Source organism: Larsenimonas suaedae (genome assembly GCF_023712105.1).
Lineage (GTDB): Bacteria > Pseudomonadota > Gammaproteobacteria > Pseudomonadales > Halomonadaceae > Larsenimonas > Larsenimonas suaedae.
The window spans coordinates 348,740-369,073 of sequence record NZ_JAMLJI010000003.1; the positions used below are offsets into that span (position 1 = coordinate 348,740).

A 20,334-nucleotide genomic window follows, 5' to 3' on the forward strand; every position below is an offset into this window, starting at 1 on the left:
CTTTGCTCGCTCGGCCCTTTCGGCTTTCGCTTTGACTACGCTGGACATTCTGATGCTCTCGACATCACCAAACGCTTTCGCCAAGGTGTGGCGGCTTTCATGGCCGATCATTCTTTCCAATATTACGGTGCCCTTGCTGGGCCTGGTCGACACGGCAGTGGTCGGTCACTTGAGCGATGCGCGCTATCTGGCTGCGGTCACTCTCGGGGCGACGCTTTTCAGTTTTCTGTTCTGGGGCTTTGGCTTTTTAAGAATGGGAACGACCGGACTGACGTCACAAGCGGTTGGGCGCGAGGATTCAAGCGCCGTGCGGCATCTTATTGGGCAATCGCTGCTCATGGCCCTTGGGATCGGCCTGGCCCTGATCGCATTTTCAACGCCCTTGATCGAGTTCGGGCTCTGGCTGCTTCAAGGGTCATCCGACACTCAAGCACTCGCCGCCAGCTACGCCCATATTCGAATCCTCTCGGCGCCGGCAGTCCTTGCCAATTACGCCATCATCGGCTGGTTTTTAGGGCAGCAGAACAGCCGCGTCACCCTGCTTTTAATGGTCACCAGCAATACGATCAATATCGTGCTGGATCTGTGGTTTGTGCTTGGTTTTGGCCTCAAGAGCGATGGCGTTGCCACCGCCACCGTCATTGCCGATTATTCGGCCTGCACGCTCGGGCTCTTGCTGGTCGCGCGCCAGCTTGCCTCGGTAGGCGGGCACTGGCAGCCGGAGCGTCTGTTTCGATGGCGTGCTTATGGCGAACTCTTTCGAGTCAATCACCATCTGTTCGTACGCACCTTGTGCCTATTGTTCGCGATGGCTTTTTTCACCGCGCAGGGCGCCCGCATGGATACGGTGACGCTTGCGGCCAACGCGGTATTGATGCAGCTGGTCATGATGACCTCCTATGGGCTGGACGGGTTTGCCAATGCAGCGGAGGCTCTGACCGGCAAGGCTGTCGGCGCCGGTGACTGGGACGCGTTCGGTCGCGACGTTCGCGCCTGTACTCTGTTCTCGCTACTGACGGCGGTCACGGCGTCCCTAGCCTTTCTGGGATTCGGGAATGAGCTGATCGGGCTTTTAACCGACATCGATGAGGTTCGAGACTATGCCGCGACCTACCTGCCGTGGGTAATCATCCTGCCGCTCGTGGCGGTATGGAGCTATTTGCTGGACGGCATTTTCATCGGCGCCATTCAGACTCGGGCCATGCGCGACACCATGGTGATATCGCTTGCCATCTATCTTGCGTGCTGGCTGATGACCCGCCCGCTCGACAATACCGGCCTCTGGCTTTCCTTTACGATGTTCATGCTGGTGAGATCGGCAAGCCTTGGGCTGGTTTATCGTCGCAAACGACGCGCGCAATGGTGTCGCTCTTCGTCATCACCCTAGGAAATGACCCGCGAGGCACTTTCATTAAGCAACAATAGATTAATTTAGATTACAATCATCTGACTCCATACGACCAGGGGTTTAGGCATGCGCTTGATCGGCCATCTACACACATTTAGTTTTCGACGGTTTCTTCTAAATGACCGCTACACCCTGTTCACACTGGGTCTTTTGGCGGTGCTGCTTGGGTATAGCCAGATTTCTTCGGGTTATACTGCCTGGCGGCCGATGCACTACCTGAGCCTCCATACGCTGGTGGAAATGGCCGCTATTATCTTGGCGCTGATGGCAGTGGCCGCACTGATCATGGGCTATCAGCGACAGATTCCTAGAGCGATCGTGCTGATGGCAACGCTTTATGGCCTTTCTGCACTGTTTGACCTATTACACACGCTGACCTTCCCCGGCATGCCTGCCTTTCTGGGTCAGCCGGCCTCGATGGATTTAACGCTACGCTACTGGATACTGGGCCGATTCTGCTCGGTCGGGGCGCTCTTGATCGCAGGGCTTGCAGGCGCGGCCCTGTGGCCTGCGCGAAGCCGTTGGTATGGCTGTGGTCTCGGTGCGCTCTTTTTCATGGCGACCTGCCTCATTGTCATGCAAGGCACGGCCCTGCCGGTGCTTTACGAGGACGGCAAAGGCCTGACAACCGTCAAGATTATGGTCGAGTGGACCTTCGTGGTGGCAAGCCTGTGCGCAGGCGTCATTCTTTACTTCAATCGCAAATTATCGAACTTTGTCGATACCCGGCAACTTGCAGCAGCGGCATGGATCACCGGGCTTTCGGAAATCTGTTTCACGCTTTATGCATCGTCCTATGACGGTTACAGCCTCATTGGCCATGTCTATAAGCTAATGGCCTACGCTCTGGTCTTTCGAGCCACCTTTCTTGCAAGCCTCAAACAACCCTACAGCCAACTGGCTCAGACCAAGCAGGCGCTCGCCCACGCAGAGCAGCGCTGGCAATACGCCCTTCATGGGTCGAAAACCGGCGTATGGGACTACGACGTCTTGAAGAACGACGCCTACCACTCGCCACAAACTCATCGCATGCTTGGCCATACCAACCTGGAGATTCTGAACGGGCCAGCCGAGCATATATGGGCGCAGGTACATCCTGACGACCTCCCCGGCCTGAAGCAGGTCTGCCATAGACATTTATATGATGGCGCTCCTGCAATTCACCACGAACACCGCCTCCTCGATGCCCATGGCCACTGGGTATGGGTTGAAGTTCACGGCCAGGCCATGGAGCACGATGCCAAGCATAATCCCCTTCGTGTGGTCGGCACGATCACCATCATCGACCAGCGAAAGGCGCAGGAGTGGAAACTCGAACAGACACAAGGACGGCTTCAAGCCATGTTCGATGCCTCCCCTCTCGGGATGGCTCTGATCGATGCAGAGGGTACTATTCAGGAATCGAATTCCGCCATGGCCGAACTCTTTCCTCATACCCAGGCGCCCTTGAAAAAAGCCCGGCTGTTCAATGGCCTTGACGGGAAGGATGTTCGACGGCTGCTCGTCGACTGGCGAGAGTACATCGCGCCTCCGAGAGAGGCGTATTTTCCGGTTACGTTTCGACGCGAATATCAGCTGGATACCGCAGCAGGCTCTAACCGCTGGATCGAATGGAATCTGCTGGCGCTGGCCAATGAACCGCTTTATCTGGTGCTTGCCGAAGACATCAACGAACGCCGCCACGCAACCGATCTACTGACCGAAAACGCGGCACTCTATCAGGGCATTTTCGAAAGCGGCAATGCCATAAAACTGCTGATCGACCCGGTTCATGGCGCCATATACGATGCAAACCCACTGGCCGCGGATTATTACGGTCATGACCTCTCAACCCTTCGCACAATGACGATTCAGGCGCTGAGCGGGGAACCCGAAAGCAACGTCAAACAGCGTCTCATGCAGGCACAGCTGCATTCGATCCTGCAGTTCGAGACCACGCACCGTACGGCCCACGGCGAATACCGCGCCGTGGAGGTGCATATAGGCCCCGTGCGTATCGAAGGTGACTTACTGATGTTTTGCATCGTTCATGACATCGAAGACCGAAAACGTGCCGAACAAGCACTCAGCAGGGCCAATGCGCGCCTCAAGACCCAAAGCCTTAGTCGCAAGCAACTCACGTCTCTTAGTAAACGAATGCATGGCGCAACGACGTTCGAGGCCGTCGCCTCGGTCATTACGCAGGACATACCCTCTTGCTTTCCAGGCACCCAAGGTGTTCTTCACCTGACGATCGACGAGCTGAGTGACCCCACCGAGCGTGAATGGGCGCCTGACATACCTCTCAACGTTACATTTACGGTGCTTGAGGACATCATGATCGGTGAACGGTGTATTGGCTCACTCGAGCTCGACACCCCACTCGAGGACGCGGTCGACCAGGAATGGCTACAGCAATACGCCCGCGACTGCATCAACTCGATGATTCTTGCGGTCTTGAATCTAAGGCTTCGAGAACGTCTGCATCAGGAAGCTTACCGGGACCCGCTAACCAAACTCTACAATCGCCGTCAGCTTGACCGCGAGCTTCCGGCTCGACTGAGCGCGGCTTCTGACACGTTGCCACTGACACTGGTCTTTCTGGACATCGATCACTTCAAGACCTTGAACGACACCTATGGCCACGACATGGGCGATGAAGTGCTTAGGCGCCTGGCAGGCATGATCGAGCGGTGCCTAGGCGCGACGGATATGGCCTGTCGCTTCGGCGGTGAGGAGTTCGTACTGATTTTGAGCAATGAATCCATGGAGGGGGCACACAGAAGGGTTCAAAGTCTTCTTGACGGAGTCATGTCAGAAAAAGTGGCGTCAAACGGCCATGTGGTGGAGGGGTTCAGTTTCTCGGCAGGCATAGCTCAAGCCACGCATGCAACACTCGATCCAGCCATTTTGATAGAGCGCGCCGATAGCGCGCTCTATCAGGCCAAGGCACAGGGACGCGCTCGAATCGTCTGTTCGGCTGAGCACTCCCTGTCTCATAGCCGCTGATCGCCCCTCGCTGAATTCACCAACCCATCGCCAACAATAACGGCTCAGTCAGAACCACCTTGTGGTTCAACGCCGGCTAAAACCGTTCATCACTCCCGACGTGTTGACGTCGGATGCGCGGTGCTCCGTGGCGAAGGCAAATCCTTGTACTCATTTGCCATACGCGACGAAAAGCGTCGGGGATAGAGGCTCAATCGCTCGTTTTGACAGAACACCCGCTGTTCCGACGTCTGCCAATGGCAGATATAGGCCGATCCCGAGGAGGAACGCACGCTATTGGTTACCTTTGTCATAAGCATCCCGCTAAGGTTTGGATATTGTTGTCGTCCTGTTTTTACTTTAGCGAACACTGTGCTCTTTGAAAGTATCAGCTCTCCCCTTTTTTAATGCGATCTTGTCACATAAAGAGCTTCTCATATTCCATGCAACTATACTCCCACCGCAGTATCACTCGCTGATGCCAACCAATACGCGATAGTTGCTGTTCTTTAACGCGATAGTTGGTGTTCTTTAGAGCGGTGCGTGTCTAGACTGGCGTTTGATCAGTTTACGCATCAAAGGAGCTTGCATGGCTACAACCACGTCTCAGCGGGACAGACTTCACGCCTGGTGGGATACATTCATCATTGTCGTGGTTGCACTCAACCTGCTGCTGATCCTGTTCGACAGCCTGTACGGTCTGGCCCCGGTCGCTTCGTTAATTGATAGCGGGCCGGCTTGGCTTGCAGAGAATGCGCGCTATCTGCACCAGAACTTTGTGGCCATTGACCTCTATTTCGTCGCGTTTCTGATTCTTGATGTTCTGGCCGGCTGGCTGGTCGCGATCAGGGAGCGTCGCTACCACCGCTGGTTTTTCTATCCCTTTATTCATTGGTACGACGTGCTGGGGTGCATCCCGGTAAGCGGCTTTCGTTTGCTCCGTGTGCTGCGCGTCATCGGTCTGGCAGTGCGCCTTCAGCGCATGGGCGCCATCGATATTCGCCAATGGCCAATCTACAACTTCGTGCACAAGTACTATCAGATCCTGATGGAAGAGCTTTCTGACCGAGTTGCGGTCAAGCTACTGACCAATGTGCAGTATGAATTGACCAACAATGGCGAGCTGGTCGAGCGCATTACCAACGATGTTTTACTGCCCCGCAAGGACGCACTGGTGGACGATCTGGCCGACCGGGCCAGCCGCCTGATCCTTACCAGCTACGGCAAGCACCGTGATGACATTTTGGAGGCGGTCGATGCGGTTATCGCGGGGAGCGTCTCGACCAACCCCGATATTGCCAAGTTGCGGCAACTACCGATGGGCGACCAGATTGCAAAGGGATTGGAACGAAGCCTCGCCCAGGCGCTTATCGGCCTGATCGACAGCGGCGTACGCCAGATCAATCAAACGGGGTCAAGAACGCTTGCCAGGGAGCTTTTAAGCAGTGGTTTCGACGCCTGGGTCGAAGACTCCACCCACGCCAACCGAGAGGTCGAGCAAGTCATGGTCGAGGTTATCGAGGTCATCAAGCACCAGATTCAGACCCAGCAATGGAAGTTTGAATACGGCGTTGGCACCCACGATAACGACCGGGATCAACGTAACCCGAAATAGCGACGGAACAACCAGTCTCGTAGCCGGGCAGGAACGGCAACCATGAGTGGCAGCAATACACCGCCGTTGCCCACACGAATCAAGGCGGGACGGCGGCGCTTTTTAAGTGCCTTGATCAGCCGGGCGGCAAGCGTACTGGCCGGCGTCGAGGACAACAGCTCGGAAGAAGCCGCACGCCGGTCAATGCCTTTTTTATAGACCTGCCAGGCCGAGTGACTGGACTGGCGCGCGGCCAGCTCAGAACGTGCCCGCTTGCCAAACCGTGATTCGATCGCGCCCGGTCGAACCAGAATGACATCGACGCCGAGCGGGGCGAGCTCCATACGCATGGCATCGTTCAACCGATGAAGCGCTGCCTTGGACGCACAGTACACGCCGCCATAGGGCGAGCTTACCTCCCCCGCCACGCTGCCTATGTTGACCACCACGCCGCGCGCCGTGCGCAGCAGAGGCAGGCACGCCTTGGCCAGTAGAATCGGGGCAAACACATTGGTTTCGAACTGATCTCGAAGCGCCTTCGCCTCGAAGTCAAGCACCGGCCCCATGGCGCCGAATCCGGCGTTGTTGATCAGCAGATCGAGCCCTCGCGCCTTTGACGCCGCCGAGTCACCAAGCGATGCGATCAGCGCGTCGATACCGTCTTTGTCGGTTACATCCAAAAGAACAACCGTTGCCCCCAAACGCTCGAGCGTGGCTTTATCCTCATCACGACGTACCGTCGCGATGACCTCATAGCCCGTATCCAATAGCGCACTCACCAACGCCTGTCCGATGCCGCTTGAGCATCCGGTAACCAGCGCTCGAGGCGCTTTCAACTGACTCATGCCATCGTCCCCGCTCTATTTTCGATACATAAGCATCTACTGTTCGCGATACATCAGATGCCCAACTAAGGTTAACGAACTACCGTCATTTCGCGAATATTTCGCGTCGCCGTACCCGTAAGGGTATGGCGTCTTCTTACGTCTATCGCATAGAGGTGCCTCATGGACGAGACCTCCACCACCTTTTCAAACGACCTTCATGGCACTCAGGACCACGCGTCATCCCCCGGTGGCGGCTGGCTTGCCTTGAAAGCGGTCGAACAGCACATGCTGCGCCAGCGTATCCCCTTCAAGGGCAACCAGCTTCTTTTAAAGATGAACAAGCCCGATGGGTTTGACTGCCCAAGCTGTGCATGGCCGGACCCGGTCAAGCCGCACATGGCCGAATTCTGTGAAAACGGCGCCAAGGCCGTCGCATGGGAAGCGACCCATAAGCGCACGGGGCCTGAGTTTTTTGAAAAACACACGGTCACCGAGCTGCTCGAATGGTCTGATCACGCACTGGAAGACCAGGGGCGCCTGACCCACCCAATGCGCTACAACGCCGCATCCGACAAGTACGAAGCCGTCGAGTGGGATCAGGCCATCGCCGAGATCGGGGCTGAATTAAAGGCCATCGACGACCCCAACGACGTCGAGTTTTACACCTCCGGGCGCGCCTCGAACGAAGCGGCCTTCATGTTTCAACTGCTCGGGCGTCTCTACGGCACCAACAACTTCCCCGACTGCTCGAACATGTGCCATGAGACCACCACCGTCTCCCTGCCCATGAGCCTGGGCGTCGGCAAGGCCACAACTACGCTCGATGATTTCGACCACGCCGACGCCGTCTTCATTTTCGGCCAGAACGCCGGCACCAACAGTCCGCGAATGATGGGCGAGCTTTTCAACCTTGTTCATCGGGGTGGCAAGGTGGTGACGTTCAATCCGCTGCGCGAGAAGGCGCTGGTCAAGTTCGCAAACCCTCAAAGCCCGGCCGACATGATGCGCCCCAACGGCACCGACATCAGTAGCCAGTACTATCAGTTGCGCATCGGGGGTGACATTGCAGCCATTCAAGGCATGTGCAAGGCCCTGATCGAAGCCGATGACGAGGCCCAGGCGCATGGCGAGAAGCCGGTACTTGACCACGAATTCATCGAAGCGCATACCCATGGGTTCGAAGCGTTCGTCGACTATTGCAGAGGGCTTTCCTGGCACACGCTCGAGGCCCATTCTGGTCTTGGTGAACATGAACTGAGAGACGCCGCGGACACGTACCGTCGCAGCGAGCGCGTCATCGCCTGCTGGGGCATGGGCATTACCCAGCACCGTTACGGCGGCGACGCGATTCATCAGATCATCAATCTGCTGCTCTTGCGGGGCAACATCGGCAAGCGTGGCGCTGGGGCCTGCCCGGTTCGAGGCCACTCCAACGTTCAAGGCGATCGAACGGTAGGCATTTTCCATAAACCTACCGAAGAGATGCTTTCAGGCCTCGACAAGGCCTTCGACATCACCTGCCCGCGTGAACACGGCCACGATGTGGCTCTGTGCTGCGAAGCGATTTTGCGCGGTGACGTCAAAGCGTTTGTTGGCCTCGGTGGCAACTTCTTTCGCGCCATTGCCGACCAGGAACGTGTAATGGCCGCAACGCTCGATAAGCTTGACCTGACCGTTCAGATCTCGACCAAACTTAACCGAAGCCATCTGATTCATGGCAAGAAGGCCTATATTTTGCCGTGTCTTGGCAAGACTGAACGGGACGTCAAGGCTGGACTGCCCCAGGCAAGTACAGTTGAAGACGGCATGTGCATGGTGCACGCCTCGACCGGCGAGCTTGAGCCGGCCTCTTCTCGCTTGCGCTCGGAAGTCACGATCATCAGCGACATCGCACGTGCTACATTGCCCGTTTATCCCAAGGTGGACTGGGCCTGGATGAGCGAGGATCACGACCGCATTCGCGACAAGATCGAGGCAGTGTTTCCCGATGTCTTCACGAACTTCAACGAGCGCATCAAGACGCCCGGTGGCTTCCACCTCTATAACGCCGCCCGAGAGCGGGTGTGGCTTACCGACACGGACCGGGCCAACTTCCTGTTCGATGCCGCGCGACTGGACTCAAGCATGTCCGCGCCCGAGGCGACACATTTTCAGCTTTTGACGACCCGCGGTCATGACCAGTTCAACACCACCGTCTACTCACTGGATGATCGCTACCGCGACATCTACGGCACACGGATGGTAGCGATGATGAACCCGGACGACATGGCAAAATATGGTCTGGAGGCAGGCAACAAGATCGCCTTTTCAACGGTTGCAGAAGATGGCATCGCCCGTCGAGTGGCCGGCTTCCAAGTTGTGCCTTACGACATTCCAAGCGGCTGTATCGCAAGCTATTACCCCGAAACCAACCCTCTCATTCCCATTGGCTATCGGGATGAGCGCAGCAACACCATTGCTGGAAAATCGGTTCCGGTCACCATCGAGTTGATGGATACCCAGGAAATAGAGAAGCAGACCGGTTTGCTCGCGACGGGGTAACTGAACGCGCAGGACCTTCGAAAAAAGCGCGCCTTTTAAGGCGCGCTTTTGCATCGTATAAAGTAATTTAAGCCAACGTCGATACAAGTAGAGCAACCCACGTTCAATCGTAGGAACCTTGAATGCTCGCCTCGACGCCGCCAGGCTCCCCCTCCCACAATATCCTCTATGCGCGTCAGCCGATTTTCGATCGCGAAGGCCAGCTTCACGGGTTTGAATTCTTGTTTCGTCACACCGATGGCAAGGGCTTATCAGACGGCACCGATGCCCATCAGGCCACCTGTACCGTTTTGCTCAACGCCTTTCTCGACACTTCCATTGAGCACGCCTGCGACGACACCCGCGCCTACATCAATTTTACCGAGGAAACGCTCGAGTCCGAGGTGCCCTTCGACACACGCCACTTGGTGATCGAAGTGCTCGAAGACGTTCCCCAGACCGAAGCCATGGTCGAGCGCCTCAAGTACTACAAGGGGCTTGGACACACGCTGGCACTGGACGACTACGCCCTGAAGGATGCCAATCATGCCTTTGTGCCACTGGTGGATATCATCAAGGTCGACTTTCCAGCCTATGACGATGACATGGCATTGTTGCGCGTGGTGACCGCTCTGAAACGGCGTAACCCGAGGGCGAAACTGCTGGCGGAGAAGGTGGAAACCCAAAAAGACTTCGAGCTTTGCCGACTGGCGGGCTTCGATTTTTTTCAAGGCTATTTCCTGGCGCGCCCCACGCTGATCGAAGGCAAGCACCGTCTGGTTCAAGGCACTGCCGCCTCAAGCCTTGAGCTTCTTGCGCTGTTCCAGGAGTCTGACGTGCACGCAACCGAGGTCGCTCGCATCATTCAGCAGGACCCCGTACTAAGTGTTCGCCTTTTAAAGCTGGTCAACTCGGCGCATCACCAGCGCTCGACCGAGATCGCCTCCATAAAGCAGGCCATTATCCTGCTTGGACTTGAACGCATCCGGCAGCTGGCCTGCCTCATGGCCCTTGCACAGCTCAACGTCAGTTCAGCGCTTCCCAAGCTGGCGCTGACTCGCGCGTTTTTTTGCCAGAGCCTGGCGGCCGCTCACTTTGCCGAGGGCATCAGCGACAGCGCGTTCACGGTGGGCCTTTTTTCGTATCTGGACGCCTTTTTCAAGACCCCGCTCACACACATTCTGGATGCTCTGCCCCTGCATGCCGACATCACGCGGGCCCTGACTCATCACGAAGGCACGCTTGGGCTCTTGCTCGAGACAACGCGCTATTATGAAAACGGTCAGTGGAGCTCTATCCGCTGGACGACCCTGCTCGACCATGGCATCACCCCCGACCTTATCCACCGCGCCTATATGCAGGCTCTGGAAAGCGCCAAGGTGCCGCTGCTTTAAAGCGCAGCTCACCGCCTTTCGTTTGAAAACATCAGCCACCACGACGTAGCGATTTGTTAAAAACGCGCCTGCAACGGATAGGGTGGCGCGTTCAATGGTCATAGCCTTCGCTTCAACGACGAACGGCCATTGAGGAACCCACATGCTTGTTTCCGTGCAAGGACTGCGCGCCCTGGCGGCCTGGCTGGTCGTCTTCCATCACTTCATGCAGGTCTTTTTCGACTTCAAGTCCTCGACGCTGATGGGCCATCTGTTATCGACCCGCGGCCAGGTCGGCGTGGATTTGTTCTTTATCATCAGCGGGTTCGTGATCTACGTGTCCACGGCAGGCAAGCATATGCCGACCACGACCTTCCTGATACACCGCCTCGCTCGCATTGCCCCAGCCTACTGGCTATTCACGCTGATCACTGCCGCGATCATTGCCTTTGCAGGCGATGTGATGCCGGTCTATGGCGTGAGCGTCAAGGAACTGATCTATTCGCTGCTGTTTCTGCCGTCTCAGAACCCGGGCGGCTTCGGCCTCTACCCGATTCTTCCGGTGGGATGGTCGCTCAACTTCGAAATGCTGTTCTACACGATCTTTGCGCTGTCGTTCGCAGTCAACGAGCGCTATCGACTGTGGCTGGTATTGGCGCTCGTCACCCTGGTCTGCCCTATTCTTGCCCACCAGCCCTTCGTCAGCAGCTTCTATACCGACCCCATGGTCTATGAGTTCGTCTTCGGTCTCGGCCTTGGCATGCTCTATCGAAGGAATCGCCTGCCCGAAGGCCTGTGGGTGCCTTTGGCAACCATTGCGATATCGACCGCGTTCCTTCTTAATTTTGACGACCAGACACCGTACCGCTTGTTCACCTGGGGCATTCCGAGCGTCTTGATCGTCAGCAGCGTGATCGCCATGGAGCCGTGGTTTCGAAGGCATCGGTGGCTGAAACACATGGGCGACTGGTCCTATTCGGTCTACCTGGTGCACATCATCGTGCTCTGGAGCAGCGACTATCTGCTTAGACAGCGGCTTGATTTGAGCCCCTACCTCACCTTTGCCCTGTGCATCCCGGCAATCATGGTGCTTTCCTGGTTGAGCTTCGAGCTGATCGAGAAACGGGTTTCAGGCTGGATCAAGCGTCGCCTGACCTGATACCGGACCATCGCTGCGTGTTTCGAAAAAAAACGCCGCCCCGAAAACCGGGGCGGCGTTTTTATGAGGGAAATACCCTCACAGCCGATCTACAGACGTCTCAATCAGGGGCGTGCAAGAAACCGTGGCGCTGGCGCATCGGGCACGTTTGATCGTACTCGGTCGAGCCGCTCGAACAGTTCGGCATGATCCGGCGCCGTCAGATTGATATGGCCAATCTTTCGGCCCGCCCGCTCTTCCTTGCCGTAACGGTGCAGGTGGGCATCGGGCTCGCTCAACACCGCCTCTGTGTCGACGTCCTTTCCGATCAGGTTGATCATGCAGGTCGGATGCAGCGCTCGCGTCGACCCGAGCGGCAATCCCTGGATCGCTCGAAGATGGTTTTCGAACTGGCTGGTAACCGCGCCGTCTTGCGTCCAGTGGCCGGAATTATGCACCCGCGGGGCCATCTCATTGGCAAGCAATGTGCCATCGGCGTTCTGGAAAAGCTCAAGCGTCAGAACGCCGACGTACTCGAGCGCGTCAAGCAGTGCCCGAATATACGCCTCGGCCTGGCGCTGCACTGCCTCGGACACATCCGGCATCGGCGCCATCGAATACCGCAGAATGCCTTCGTGGTGATGGTTTTCAGCCATCGGATAGAATGCAAGCTCTCCGGTTCGGCTTCGCACCGCAATGATGGACACCTCACGCTCGAACTCGACGAAGGCTTCCACCACAAGCTGCTGATGGCCGATCGCGTTCCACGCATCAAACGCTTCGTCGGGCGCGCGCAGCACGGCCTGGCCCTTGCCGTCATAACCTTCGGTCACGGACTTGGCAACCACCGGCGCCCCAAGCGCCTTCACTGCCGCTTCAAGCTCGGCGGCACTGCCGACCAGACGATACGCAGGTGTTGGAATGGAAAGGCTCGAGAACAGCGCTTTTTCTTCACCGCGATGCTGACACACCTTGAGTGCGCGATTGGATGGAAAGACGGGCATCTTGGCTTCGAGCGCCTCAACAAGCGCCACATCCAGATGCTCGAACTCATAAGTGATCAGGTCGGACGCCTCGGAAAACGCCGCAACGGCCTCCGAGTCACTGCCGGTCAGAACATGACCGATGTCGGCACTTGGCCGCCCGCCCGGGTCAAGAAATGAAAAACGGTTGCCCAACGGATACCCCGCCAAAGCGAGCATCTGCCCCAACTGGCCTGCTCCCAAGATCCCTATACGCATGCGCTTTACACCAGAAGCCGAAAAGTGAACATCAATAAATTTCAGAGGCCATTATACACGGGGATCCGGCGTATCGAGTACGGCCTGAGTCTGCTCAGCCCGAAACGCGTCCACGGCCTCTCGCACTGAAGCGTCGTGCGTGCCAACGATCTGAGCGGCCAGTAGACCGGCGTTCTTGGCCCCGGCCTTGCCAATCGCCAGCGTACCAACGGCCACCCCACCCGGCATCTGAGCGATGGAAAGCAGTGAATCCAGCCCCTTGAGCGACTTGGATTCCACCGGAACGCCAAGAACCGGCACCGGCGTTTGGGACGCCACCATGCCCGGCAGGTGCGCCGCGCCGCCAGCACCGGCGATGATGACCTCGAGACCACGCTCGGCGGCGCCTTTTGCATACTCAAACAGCAGATCCGGGGTTCGATGCGCCGAGACCACCTTGACCTCAAACTCAACGCCAAGCCGCTCCAGCATCTGGGTGGCGTGTTCCATTACCGGCCAATCCGATGTTGACCCCATGATGACTCCGACTCTAGGTGCCATGGCGCTTCTCCATTGATCAATAACGCACCGAGCCGTGCCTTGGATCAGCCGACTGGATGCCAGAACGTACAATTAGGGAAACGGCGCAGGATAGCGCTTAAACGGATGGGAGAAAAGGCGCTTAAAGGCACATGATGACCGTCAGTACGGCAAGCCCTGCAACTACCGCGGCTCCCCCGAGCGCAGGGAGAATCGAAGAGCGCGTCGCCCGCTCTGACGTAGCCAGTGCCCCGGGTTGATCGTCACTTAGATAGGAAGACAGCCCAACGACCTGAGCAAGCATCTGACACGCCTGTTCGGGAGGCGTCATCGATTCAGGCTCGAACCAGGGCGCGGGCTGATCGACACAGAGCTCAGGCAGCAGATACGCGCAGTCGCTCATGAACATGAGCCGGTGATTGAGTACCGAATTCTCGGCAAGCCATTCTCGCCCGGGAAAGGTGTCGGGTAGATTGCCGGAATCCACGTGGTATTCCCGAAACGGTCGGCCGACCAGATAGTCGTGCTGACGCCCAAGAATCTGAAACCGGTACGGCTGGCCGTTGAATGTCACCCGAGCCAGGTAGGGAAAGGCGCTGTCGGAGAATGAGGGGGTGTAATCGGTCAGCTGGTTGCTGTTTTCGATACGACAGGCCAAGGTGTCCCAGAGGCCATGAGTCAACCACTCGGTGGCAAACCCGTGATCGCTGTGCTGGTTCCAGGCCAGGCGCTGGGTGATCACCTGAACCAGGTAGCGATACATTCCCTCGGGCACCGGATAGCGCCCCGGCTGCAACGGCAGCGCCCCATGACCGGCCATACGCTCGGGGTCGAACCTCAATACCCCAAGAAGGCTGATGCGCGCTTCATGCTCATCGATGAAATAGAGCTTCAAGGGCGTCATGCACGACCTTGACGTATCCTGACTCACGACCAGCTCGCTCGGCACCTGTTTCGTTACCTGCTGAACGAACGCAGCCACTGTATCGAAATACGCACGGGGATAATGAGTGCCGGATCGCTTGATCATGGGAGCTACGCTGTATGTAAAGGGGTGGTACCGCTATAACGACCATCTGCGCATTTTTTTCAGCTATCGACAAAACCCATACCGGCGAAGGCCCATGTGAAAGTGATTGCGATGCGCCTGGTTGTACTCGGGCCCGAGTACCGTACCGAACACGTCACAGGCCCCATCAAACGCCTGATGCCAAAATAGCCCGCGCTCGCCGCCATCGTCCCATTCACGCTCAAGTGTCAATCGACGCCCATCGTCCAGCACCACACCCGCCAGGTCGAACGCATCAGCCGTGGCGTGCTCGCTGCGCCGCCCTTCGGGCCGGTTGTACACGTTTCGACAGGCAAAGCTTCCGTAATGCACGACCTGGCGTACAGGGCTGCCAAGGGTTCGTTCGGCGATGGGCTGTAGCCGATGACGCTCGAACATCAGCCACCTGACCGCCAACGGGCAGCTTGCCAGAAAGGACGCATTGAACCGCACGCCGGTTTCAAATACGCGAGCGGCCCGCTCGAGCCGACACTGACCCAGCTCGAGGGGTTTTTGAGCCACAATGTTCAGCTCAGAACGGTCGTTTTGCTCCTGCGCCAGGGTTTCCCAGCACCGGTCGGCGTCGCCTTCAAGCCGTGCCAGTTTCCACCGAGTCATCCAGGTGATCGGATCCTTGATCGCAAGCGGGGCGAAGGGGTTGTAGGCGGGGGGAACCGGTGACCATTTAGCCTGTGCATACATGCCCCAAAGCAGGACACCCATCAAGATGACGCCGATTGCCAATAGCCAACGCATAGGCTTTCCTCGCTGTTTAACACAGCATAGCCAAGGCACTGCGCATAAAAAATCCCATGCAGGGCATGGGATTGGAAGGAGTGTGCTGTCTGACGTCACATCGGCGTCACAACAACGGTTCGAGTCTGGCGTCTCGAACACCGCCATATGTTAGCCTGCTAACGCTTAACACCCTAATAGCTAAAACAAATCGCTGTAATTATCTATAGCTATCTGTCGTATCTTTTACGATTCCTGATCGCTCGAATGGCCGTTACGCTCGGTATTGATGCGTCGATTGACGGTGCGCGGTGAGCGCTTGATGCGCTCGCCCACATTGCCGGACAGCTCATCGGCTTCAAAGATATCCGCACCCACAGGCGTCTCATCGTGGCGACGATAAAGATGCGTCAACATGGCCTTGCGGTCGCTTCGAAGCTCCTTGAGCAGCACATACAGCATGGCGTACACGATAAAGGTAAACGGAAGCGCCGAAAGTACCGAGGCCGACTGCAGCCCCTTGAGCCCGCCTGCCACCAGAAGCGTCAAACAGATCGCCGCGATCAGAACGCCCCACACGATGCGCTTATAAAGCGGCGGATTGAGCGAGCCGTTATCCGTCATCTGAGACACGATGTAGGACGCGGAATCGGCCGAGGTCACCAGAAAGATAAAGATCAAAATCATCGCGATGAACGACAGCACGCCCGAAAACGGCATTAGATCGAACATCTTGAACAGCGCCGTGGTGATGTTGCTGTCGGTTGCTTCAGCAAGCTGCGCGCCCTGAAACAGATCCATGTGCAGCGCCGCGCCGCCAAATACCCCGATCCAGAGACACGCAAGCAGCGGTGGCACGATCAACACCCCAAAGACGTACTCCTTGATTGTGCGCCCGCGAGACACCCGCGCAACGAACGTCCCGACGAACGGCGACCAGGCAATTACCCAGGCCCAGTAGAACACGGTCCAGGAGCTCGCCCAGTCCTCACCGCCATAGGGTGACATGCGAAGGCTCATGCCAATGAAATTCTGAAGATAATCCCCGATGCCCATGGTAATGGTCTGAAGGATCGCGATGGTCGGGCCGGTGAACAGCACATAGAACATCAGGCCAAGGCACAGCCCCATATTGAGATTGGACAGTCGCTTGATGCCCTTATCGAGCCCGGAGGCCGCCGAGGCCATGTAACACAGAAACATCGCCCCTGTGATGATGAACTGCCACAGCATGCCCTCGGGAACCCCGAAGACGAAGTGCAGACCACCGTTGATCTGAAGCACGGCAAGTCCAATGGAGGTGGCCACCCCCATTACGGTCGCAACGACCGCGAACACATCGAGCGCATCACCCACTCGACGCCCTTTTGGCAGCTTGGCCGTGAGCGGCGATAAAACGGTCGAGACCATGCCACTTTGCCCTTTTCGAAACTGGGTGTAGGCGATGATCAACCCAACGATTGAAAACGCCGCCCACTGATGCACGCCCCAGTTGAAAAACGCATATTGAATGGCCAAGCGCGCGGATTCCGGCGTTTTTCCGTCGACGTCACCAAACGGCGGCGCCATGAAATGCGTCATTGGCTCAGCCATGCCGTAAAACACCAGCCCAACCCCGAAGCCGGCCGCCAGGAGCATACTGACCCAGGAAAAGAAGCTGTAGGTCGGCTTGCTTTCCTGAGGCCCCAGGCGAATCTTTCCGTACTTGCTGAACGCAAGTGCCAGCAAAAAGATCACGAAGCCAAATACGGAGAAAAGATAGAACCAGCCAAAGATGTGGGTCACCCAACCAAGGGCGGTATTGGCGTAATTGCCGAACTGCTCCGGCATGAGCGCCCCTATCGCGACCAGACACGCGATGACCAGCGCTGAGGTATAAAACACTCGATGGGATTTTTGAGTGGAAGCCATAAGCGTTGCTTGTCCTCCTGTTGTTATTTGTGGGTAGCCCGTCTGTCGATATACACCCGCCAAGTACCCAGACAGACGTTCCTATCACTTTGCCGCGCTGCCCTTTTCTTCGTTATTCATGAGTAAACTCACTAAAGGCCAACGTGCTGAAGACTCAAGTGCTGAAGGCCAAAAGTGGATCCATTGAAGGATTCAAACGAAACAAGGGGGTGCACTAGGCACCCCCCTGTCGGATCCGCTTACCGCGGCAAATTACATAACAACTATAGCGAACTATCGACTTTTATCCATAACGACCTGTTATGTAGTCCTCGGTCTGTTTTTTCGCCGGCTGAGTGAAAATCTGGTCGGTCTGGCCGCACTCGACCAGCTCACCCAGATACATGAACGCCGTGATATCAGAGACACGCGCCGCCTGCTGCATGTTGTGCGTCACGATGGCGATGGTGTATTCCTTCTTGAGCTCGTTGATCAGATCCTCGATGTAGCCCGTCGAGATCGGATCCAGCGCCGAGGTCGGCTCATCCAGCAGAATGACCTCCGGCTTGACCGCAATCGTTCGCGCGATACAAAGGCGCTGCTGCTGGCCACCGGAGAGCGCCTGGCCGTTGTTCTTGAGCTTGTCCTTGACCTCATCCCACAGCGCGGCGCGCTTCAGCGCCCATTCGACCCGCTCGTCCATGTCCCGGCTCGACAGCCGCTCATAGAGCTTCACACCAAAGGCAACGTTGTCATACACCGACATCGGGAACGGCGTCGGCTTCTGGAACACCATGCCAATGCGCGCACGCAGCAGGTTGATGTCGATGCGCTTGTCATTGATGTTCTGACCGTTGAGCAGCAGCTCGCCCTCGGTCTTGAGGCCGGGGTAGAGGTCGTGAATCCGGTTGAAGCACCGCAAGAGCGTCGATTTGCCACAGCCGGATGGACCGATGAACGCGGTGACCTGATTGGCCGGAATCGACAACGAAATGTCTTTAAGCGCTTGGAAGTCACCGTAATAGAAGTTCAGGTTGTTAACCTGCAACTTGGTCGGATACGCCGACTGATCCACCGCCGCGCGCTCCGGTATCGTATGACTGAATGTCGTCGTCATGGCGTTGGCCCCTGTGCGCGAATACGCATACGTTTCTTTTGATTGAGTCGTCATCACTCTATTACCCCTTGCGCCGTTCGGAAACGACACGCGCCACAATGTTCAAAAGCAAAATCGCCACGGTCAGGATCAGCGCCCCCGCCCAGGCAAGTTCGACCTGACGCGGAATGAACGAATTGATGGTCATGTTCTGATAAAGCGTCATCGGCAGGTTCGGCATCTCGGAATTGAGATCGAAGAAATTCCACTGATTCGAATTGAGCGAGGTGAAGATCAGTGGTGCGGTCTCGCCGCTGATGCGTGCGCACCCAAGCAGAATGCCCGTGATGATTCCGGCACGCGCTCCGCTGTAGCAGACCTTGCAGACCACCAGCCAGCGATGCGCGCCAAGTGCCGATGCCGCCTCTCGAAGCGAATTGGGCACAAGCTTCAGCATGTCTTCGGTCGAGCGAATCACCACCGGAATGATCAGAACCGCCAGCGCCGCGACCCCGGCCCACCCGGAGAAGTGGCCGCTCGGCAGCACCAGAATGGCGTAGATATAAAGCCCGACGATGATCGAGGGCGCCGACAGCAGCACATCATTGATGAACCGAATAAAGCTCGCCAGCCGCGACTTGCCGCCGTACTCGGCAAGCCAGGTACCGGCGGCCACACCGACGATGGTACCCACAATCGTTGCAAGCGTGGTCATGATCAAACTGCCGAGAATGGCGTTACCAAGCCCGCCACCTGTCATCTTGGTGCGCTCGGTAAACACCGAAAGCTCAAGCGCCGAGGCGCCCTTGGTGACCAGACTGAACAGAATCAGCAAAAGCCAGATAATACCGAAGGCCGCAGCCGCCATGCAGAACGCCATCACCACGCGGTTGAACAGGCGACGACGCCGATAGACCGGGTTCGACGGCGTTAGATGCGGTGAACTCTCACTCATGGTGCGCTCTGTCATTTCGGCGCCCTCCGGTCCATCCGATTGAGCATCACGCGGGCAATCGCCAGCACGATGAAGGTAATGACGAACAGCATCAGGCCAAGCGCCAGAAGCGCCGAGCGCTGAAGGCCGTCCGCTTCCGGAAACTGGTTGGCGATCAGCGCCGCGATCGACGTGCCCTGCCCGGTTACTGTCGGGTTGAAGAACAGGTTATTACCGATGACAAACGTCACGGCCATGGTCTCACCCAGCGCTCGGCCAAGCCCGAGAATCACGCCACCGACCAGCCCGCCCTTCACCGACGGGAAAATAACGCTCCGGGTCACCTCCCAGGTGGTGCAGCCAAGGCCATAGGCCGATTCGCGCACCATTGGCGGCACGGTCAGCATCACATCCCGCGTGATGGCCGTGATGAAGGGAATGATCATCACCGCAAGAATCAGACCTGCGGTTGCAAGGCCGGTACCGGCCGGGAAGATGGTCGGAAAATGGCTTTGAAGGAACGGGGCCAGAACCTCCACACCCCACATGCCATAAATGATCGAGGGAACACCGGCGAGCAGCTCGACGGTCGTCCCGAGCGGACGCCTGAGCGCCGCCGGACACTTCTCGGTCAAAAAGATCGCGATGCCCATGGAGACCGGTACGGCGATCGCGATGGCAATGCCTGAGGTCACCAGCGTTCCATAAATGGCCGGCAACGCACCGAAACGGTCCAGGTTGGCCGCCCAGCGGTCCTCGGTAAAGAAATGCCAGCCGAATTCGGACAGTGCCGGCCAACCCGAGATGGCCAGTGACATCATGATGGTTCCCAGAAGCAGCAGAACCAGCAGTGCAAAACCTCGGGTCGTGTGTTCGAACAGACCATCGAGGCGGCGGTTGCGCTTGACGGCGGATTGTTCGGTTGGCGTCGCGCCGAGCGTTACATCCTCGGACGCGCCAGACGTCGATTGGGTCACTGCATTACCCTCTTGCAACCAAAGTGACACATGAAACTTCTCTTATACAAAAACGCCGTGGCCGCAA

Annotated in this window: 15 protein-coding genes; 6 read left to right on the forward strand and 9 right to left on the reverse strand. The window is 57.3% G+C overall.

Going from position 1 to position 20,334, the window contains the following annotated elements:
- Positions 1-52: 52 nt before the first annotated feature.
- The 3 genes from NAT49_RS11165 to NAT49_RS11175 all read left to right on the forward strand — a co-directional run bounded on the left by NAT49_RS11165 (position 53) and on the right by NAT49_RS11175 (position 5,990).
- On the forward strand, positions 53-1,387 hold the full coding sequence (locus NAT49_RS11165; RefSeq protein ID WP_251594192.1) for an MATE family efflux transporter: 1,335 nt from the start codon (positions 53-55) through the stop codon (positions 1,385-1,387).
- 87 nt (positions 1,388-1,474) lie between these two features.
- A complete protein-coding gene (locus NAT49_RS11170; RefSeq protein WP_251594193.1) occupies positions 1,475-4,396 on the forward strand; it encodes an MASE3 domain-containing protein in 2,922 nt (973 codons plus the stop codon).
- Positions 4,397-4,964: 568 nt separating this feature from the next.
- The gene (locus NAT49_RS11175; RefSeq protein ID WP_251594194.1) at positions 4,965-5,990 is read left to right on the forward strand and encodes an ion transporter; all 1,026 of its coding nucleotides are present in this window, start codon (positions 4,965-4,967) and stop codon (positions 5,988-5,990) included.
- Here the strand turns inward: NAT49_RS11175 and NAT49_RS11180 are convergent.
- On the reverse strand, positions 5,972-6,814 hold the full coding sequence (locus NAT49_RS11180) for an SDR family NAD(P)-dependent oxidoreductase (RefSeq protein ID WP_251594196.1): 843 nt from the start codon (positions 6,812-6,814) through the stop codon (positions 5,972-5,974). The genes NAT49_RS11175 and NAT49_RS11180 overlap by 19 nt on opposite strands.
- Before the next feature lie 162 nt (positions 6,815-6,976).
- Between NAT49_RS11180 and NAT49_RS11185 the strand changes: the two genes are divergently transcribed.
- From NAT49_RS11185 to NAT49_RS11195, 3 genes are all read left to right on the forward strand, one after another.
- Positions 6,977-9,337, forward strand: coding sequence for an FdhF/YdeP family oxidoreductase (locus NAT49_RS11185; protein WP_251594198.1), 2,361 nt, complete (start codon positions 6,977-6,979; stop codon positions 9,335-9,337).
- Positions 9,338-9,459: 122 nt separating this feature from the next.
- Positions 9,460-10,710 carry an EAL and HDOD domain-containing protein gene (locus tag NAT49_RS11190; protein ID WP_251594199.1) on the forward strand — a complete coding sequence of 417 codons (1,251 nt, stop codon included), beginning with the start codon at positions 9,460-9,462 and terminating at the stop codon, positions 10,708-10,710.
- A 142-nt stretch (positions 10,711-10,852) separates the two neighbouring features.
- Positions 10,853-11,848, forward strand: coding sequence for an acyltransferase family protein (locus NAT49_RS11195; RefSeq protein WP_251594201.1), 996 nt, complete (start codon positions 10,853-10,855; stop codon positions 11,846-11,848).
- Positions 11,849-11,952: 104 nt separating this feature from the next.
- Here NAT49_RS11195 and NAT49_RS11200 read toward each other — a convergent pair whose 3' ends face one another.
- The 8 genes from NAT49_RS11200 to pstC all read right to left on the reverse strand — a co-directional run bounded on the left by NAT49_RS11200 (position 11,953) and on the right by pstC (position 20,267).
- Entirely contained in the window at positions 11,953-13,068 is a 1,116-nt protein-coding gene (locus tag NAT49_RS11200) for a 5-(carboxyamino)imidazole ribonucleotide synthase (protein WP_251594202.1), read from the reverse strand.
- A gap of 51 nt (positions 13,069-13,119) precedes the next feature.
- The gene (gene purE, locus NAT49_RS11205; RefSeq protein WP_251594203.1) at positions 13,120-13,608 is read right to left on the reverse strand and encodes a 5-(carboxyamino)imidazole ribonucleotide mutase; all 489 of its coding nucleotides are present in this window, start codon (positions 13,606-13,608) and stop codon (positions 13,120-13,122) included.
- 121 nt (positions 13,609-13,729) lie between these two features.
- A complete protein-coding gene (locus NAT49_RS11210; RefSeq protein WP_251594204.1) occupies positions 13,730-14,617 on the reverse strand; it encodes a hypothetical protein in 888 nt (295 codons plus the stop codon).
- Between the two features lie 63 nt (positions 14,618-14,680).
- Positions 14,681-15,391 (reverse strand): extensin-like domain-containing protein, encoded by a 711-nt coding sequence (locus NAT49_RS11215; protein WP_251594205.1) that lies wholly within the window; start codon positions 15,389-15,391, stop codon positions 14,681-14,683.
- A 225-nt stretch (positions 15,392-15,616) separates the two neighbouring features.
- Positions 15,617-17,281, reverse strand: a complete 1,665-nt coding sequence (locus tag NAT49_RS11220) for a BCCT family transporter (protein ID WP_251594206.1) — start codon at positions 17,279-17,281, stop codon at positions 15,617-15,619.
- Positions 17,282-17,564: 283 nt separating this feature from the next.
- Positions 17,565-18,377, reverse strand: coding sequence for a phosphate ABC transporter ATP-binding protein PstB (pstB, locus tag NAT49_RS11225; protein ID WP_251594207.1), 813 nt, complete (start codon positions 18,375-18,377; stop codon positions 17,565-17,567).
- A 61-nt stretch (positions 18,378-18,438) separates the two neighbouring features.
- Positions 18,439-19,311: a phosphate ABC transporter permease PstA gene (pstA, locus tag NAT49_RS11230; protein WP_251594208.1), complete on the reverse strand. Its 873-nt coding sequence runs from the start codon at positions 19,309-19,311 to the stop codon at positions 18,439-18,441.
- Between the two features lie 11 nt (positions 19,312-19,322).
- Positions 19,323-20,267, reverse strand: coding sequence for a phosphate ABC transporter permease subunit PstC (gene pstC / locus NAT49_RS11235; RefSeq protein ID WP_251594209.1), 945 nt, complete (start codon positions 20,265-20,267; stop codon positions 19,323-19,325).
- Positions 20,268-20,334 lie beyond the last annotated feature (67 nt).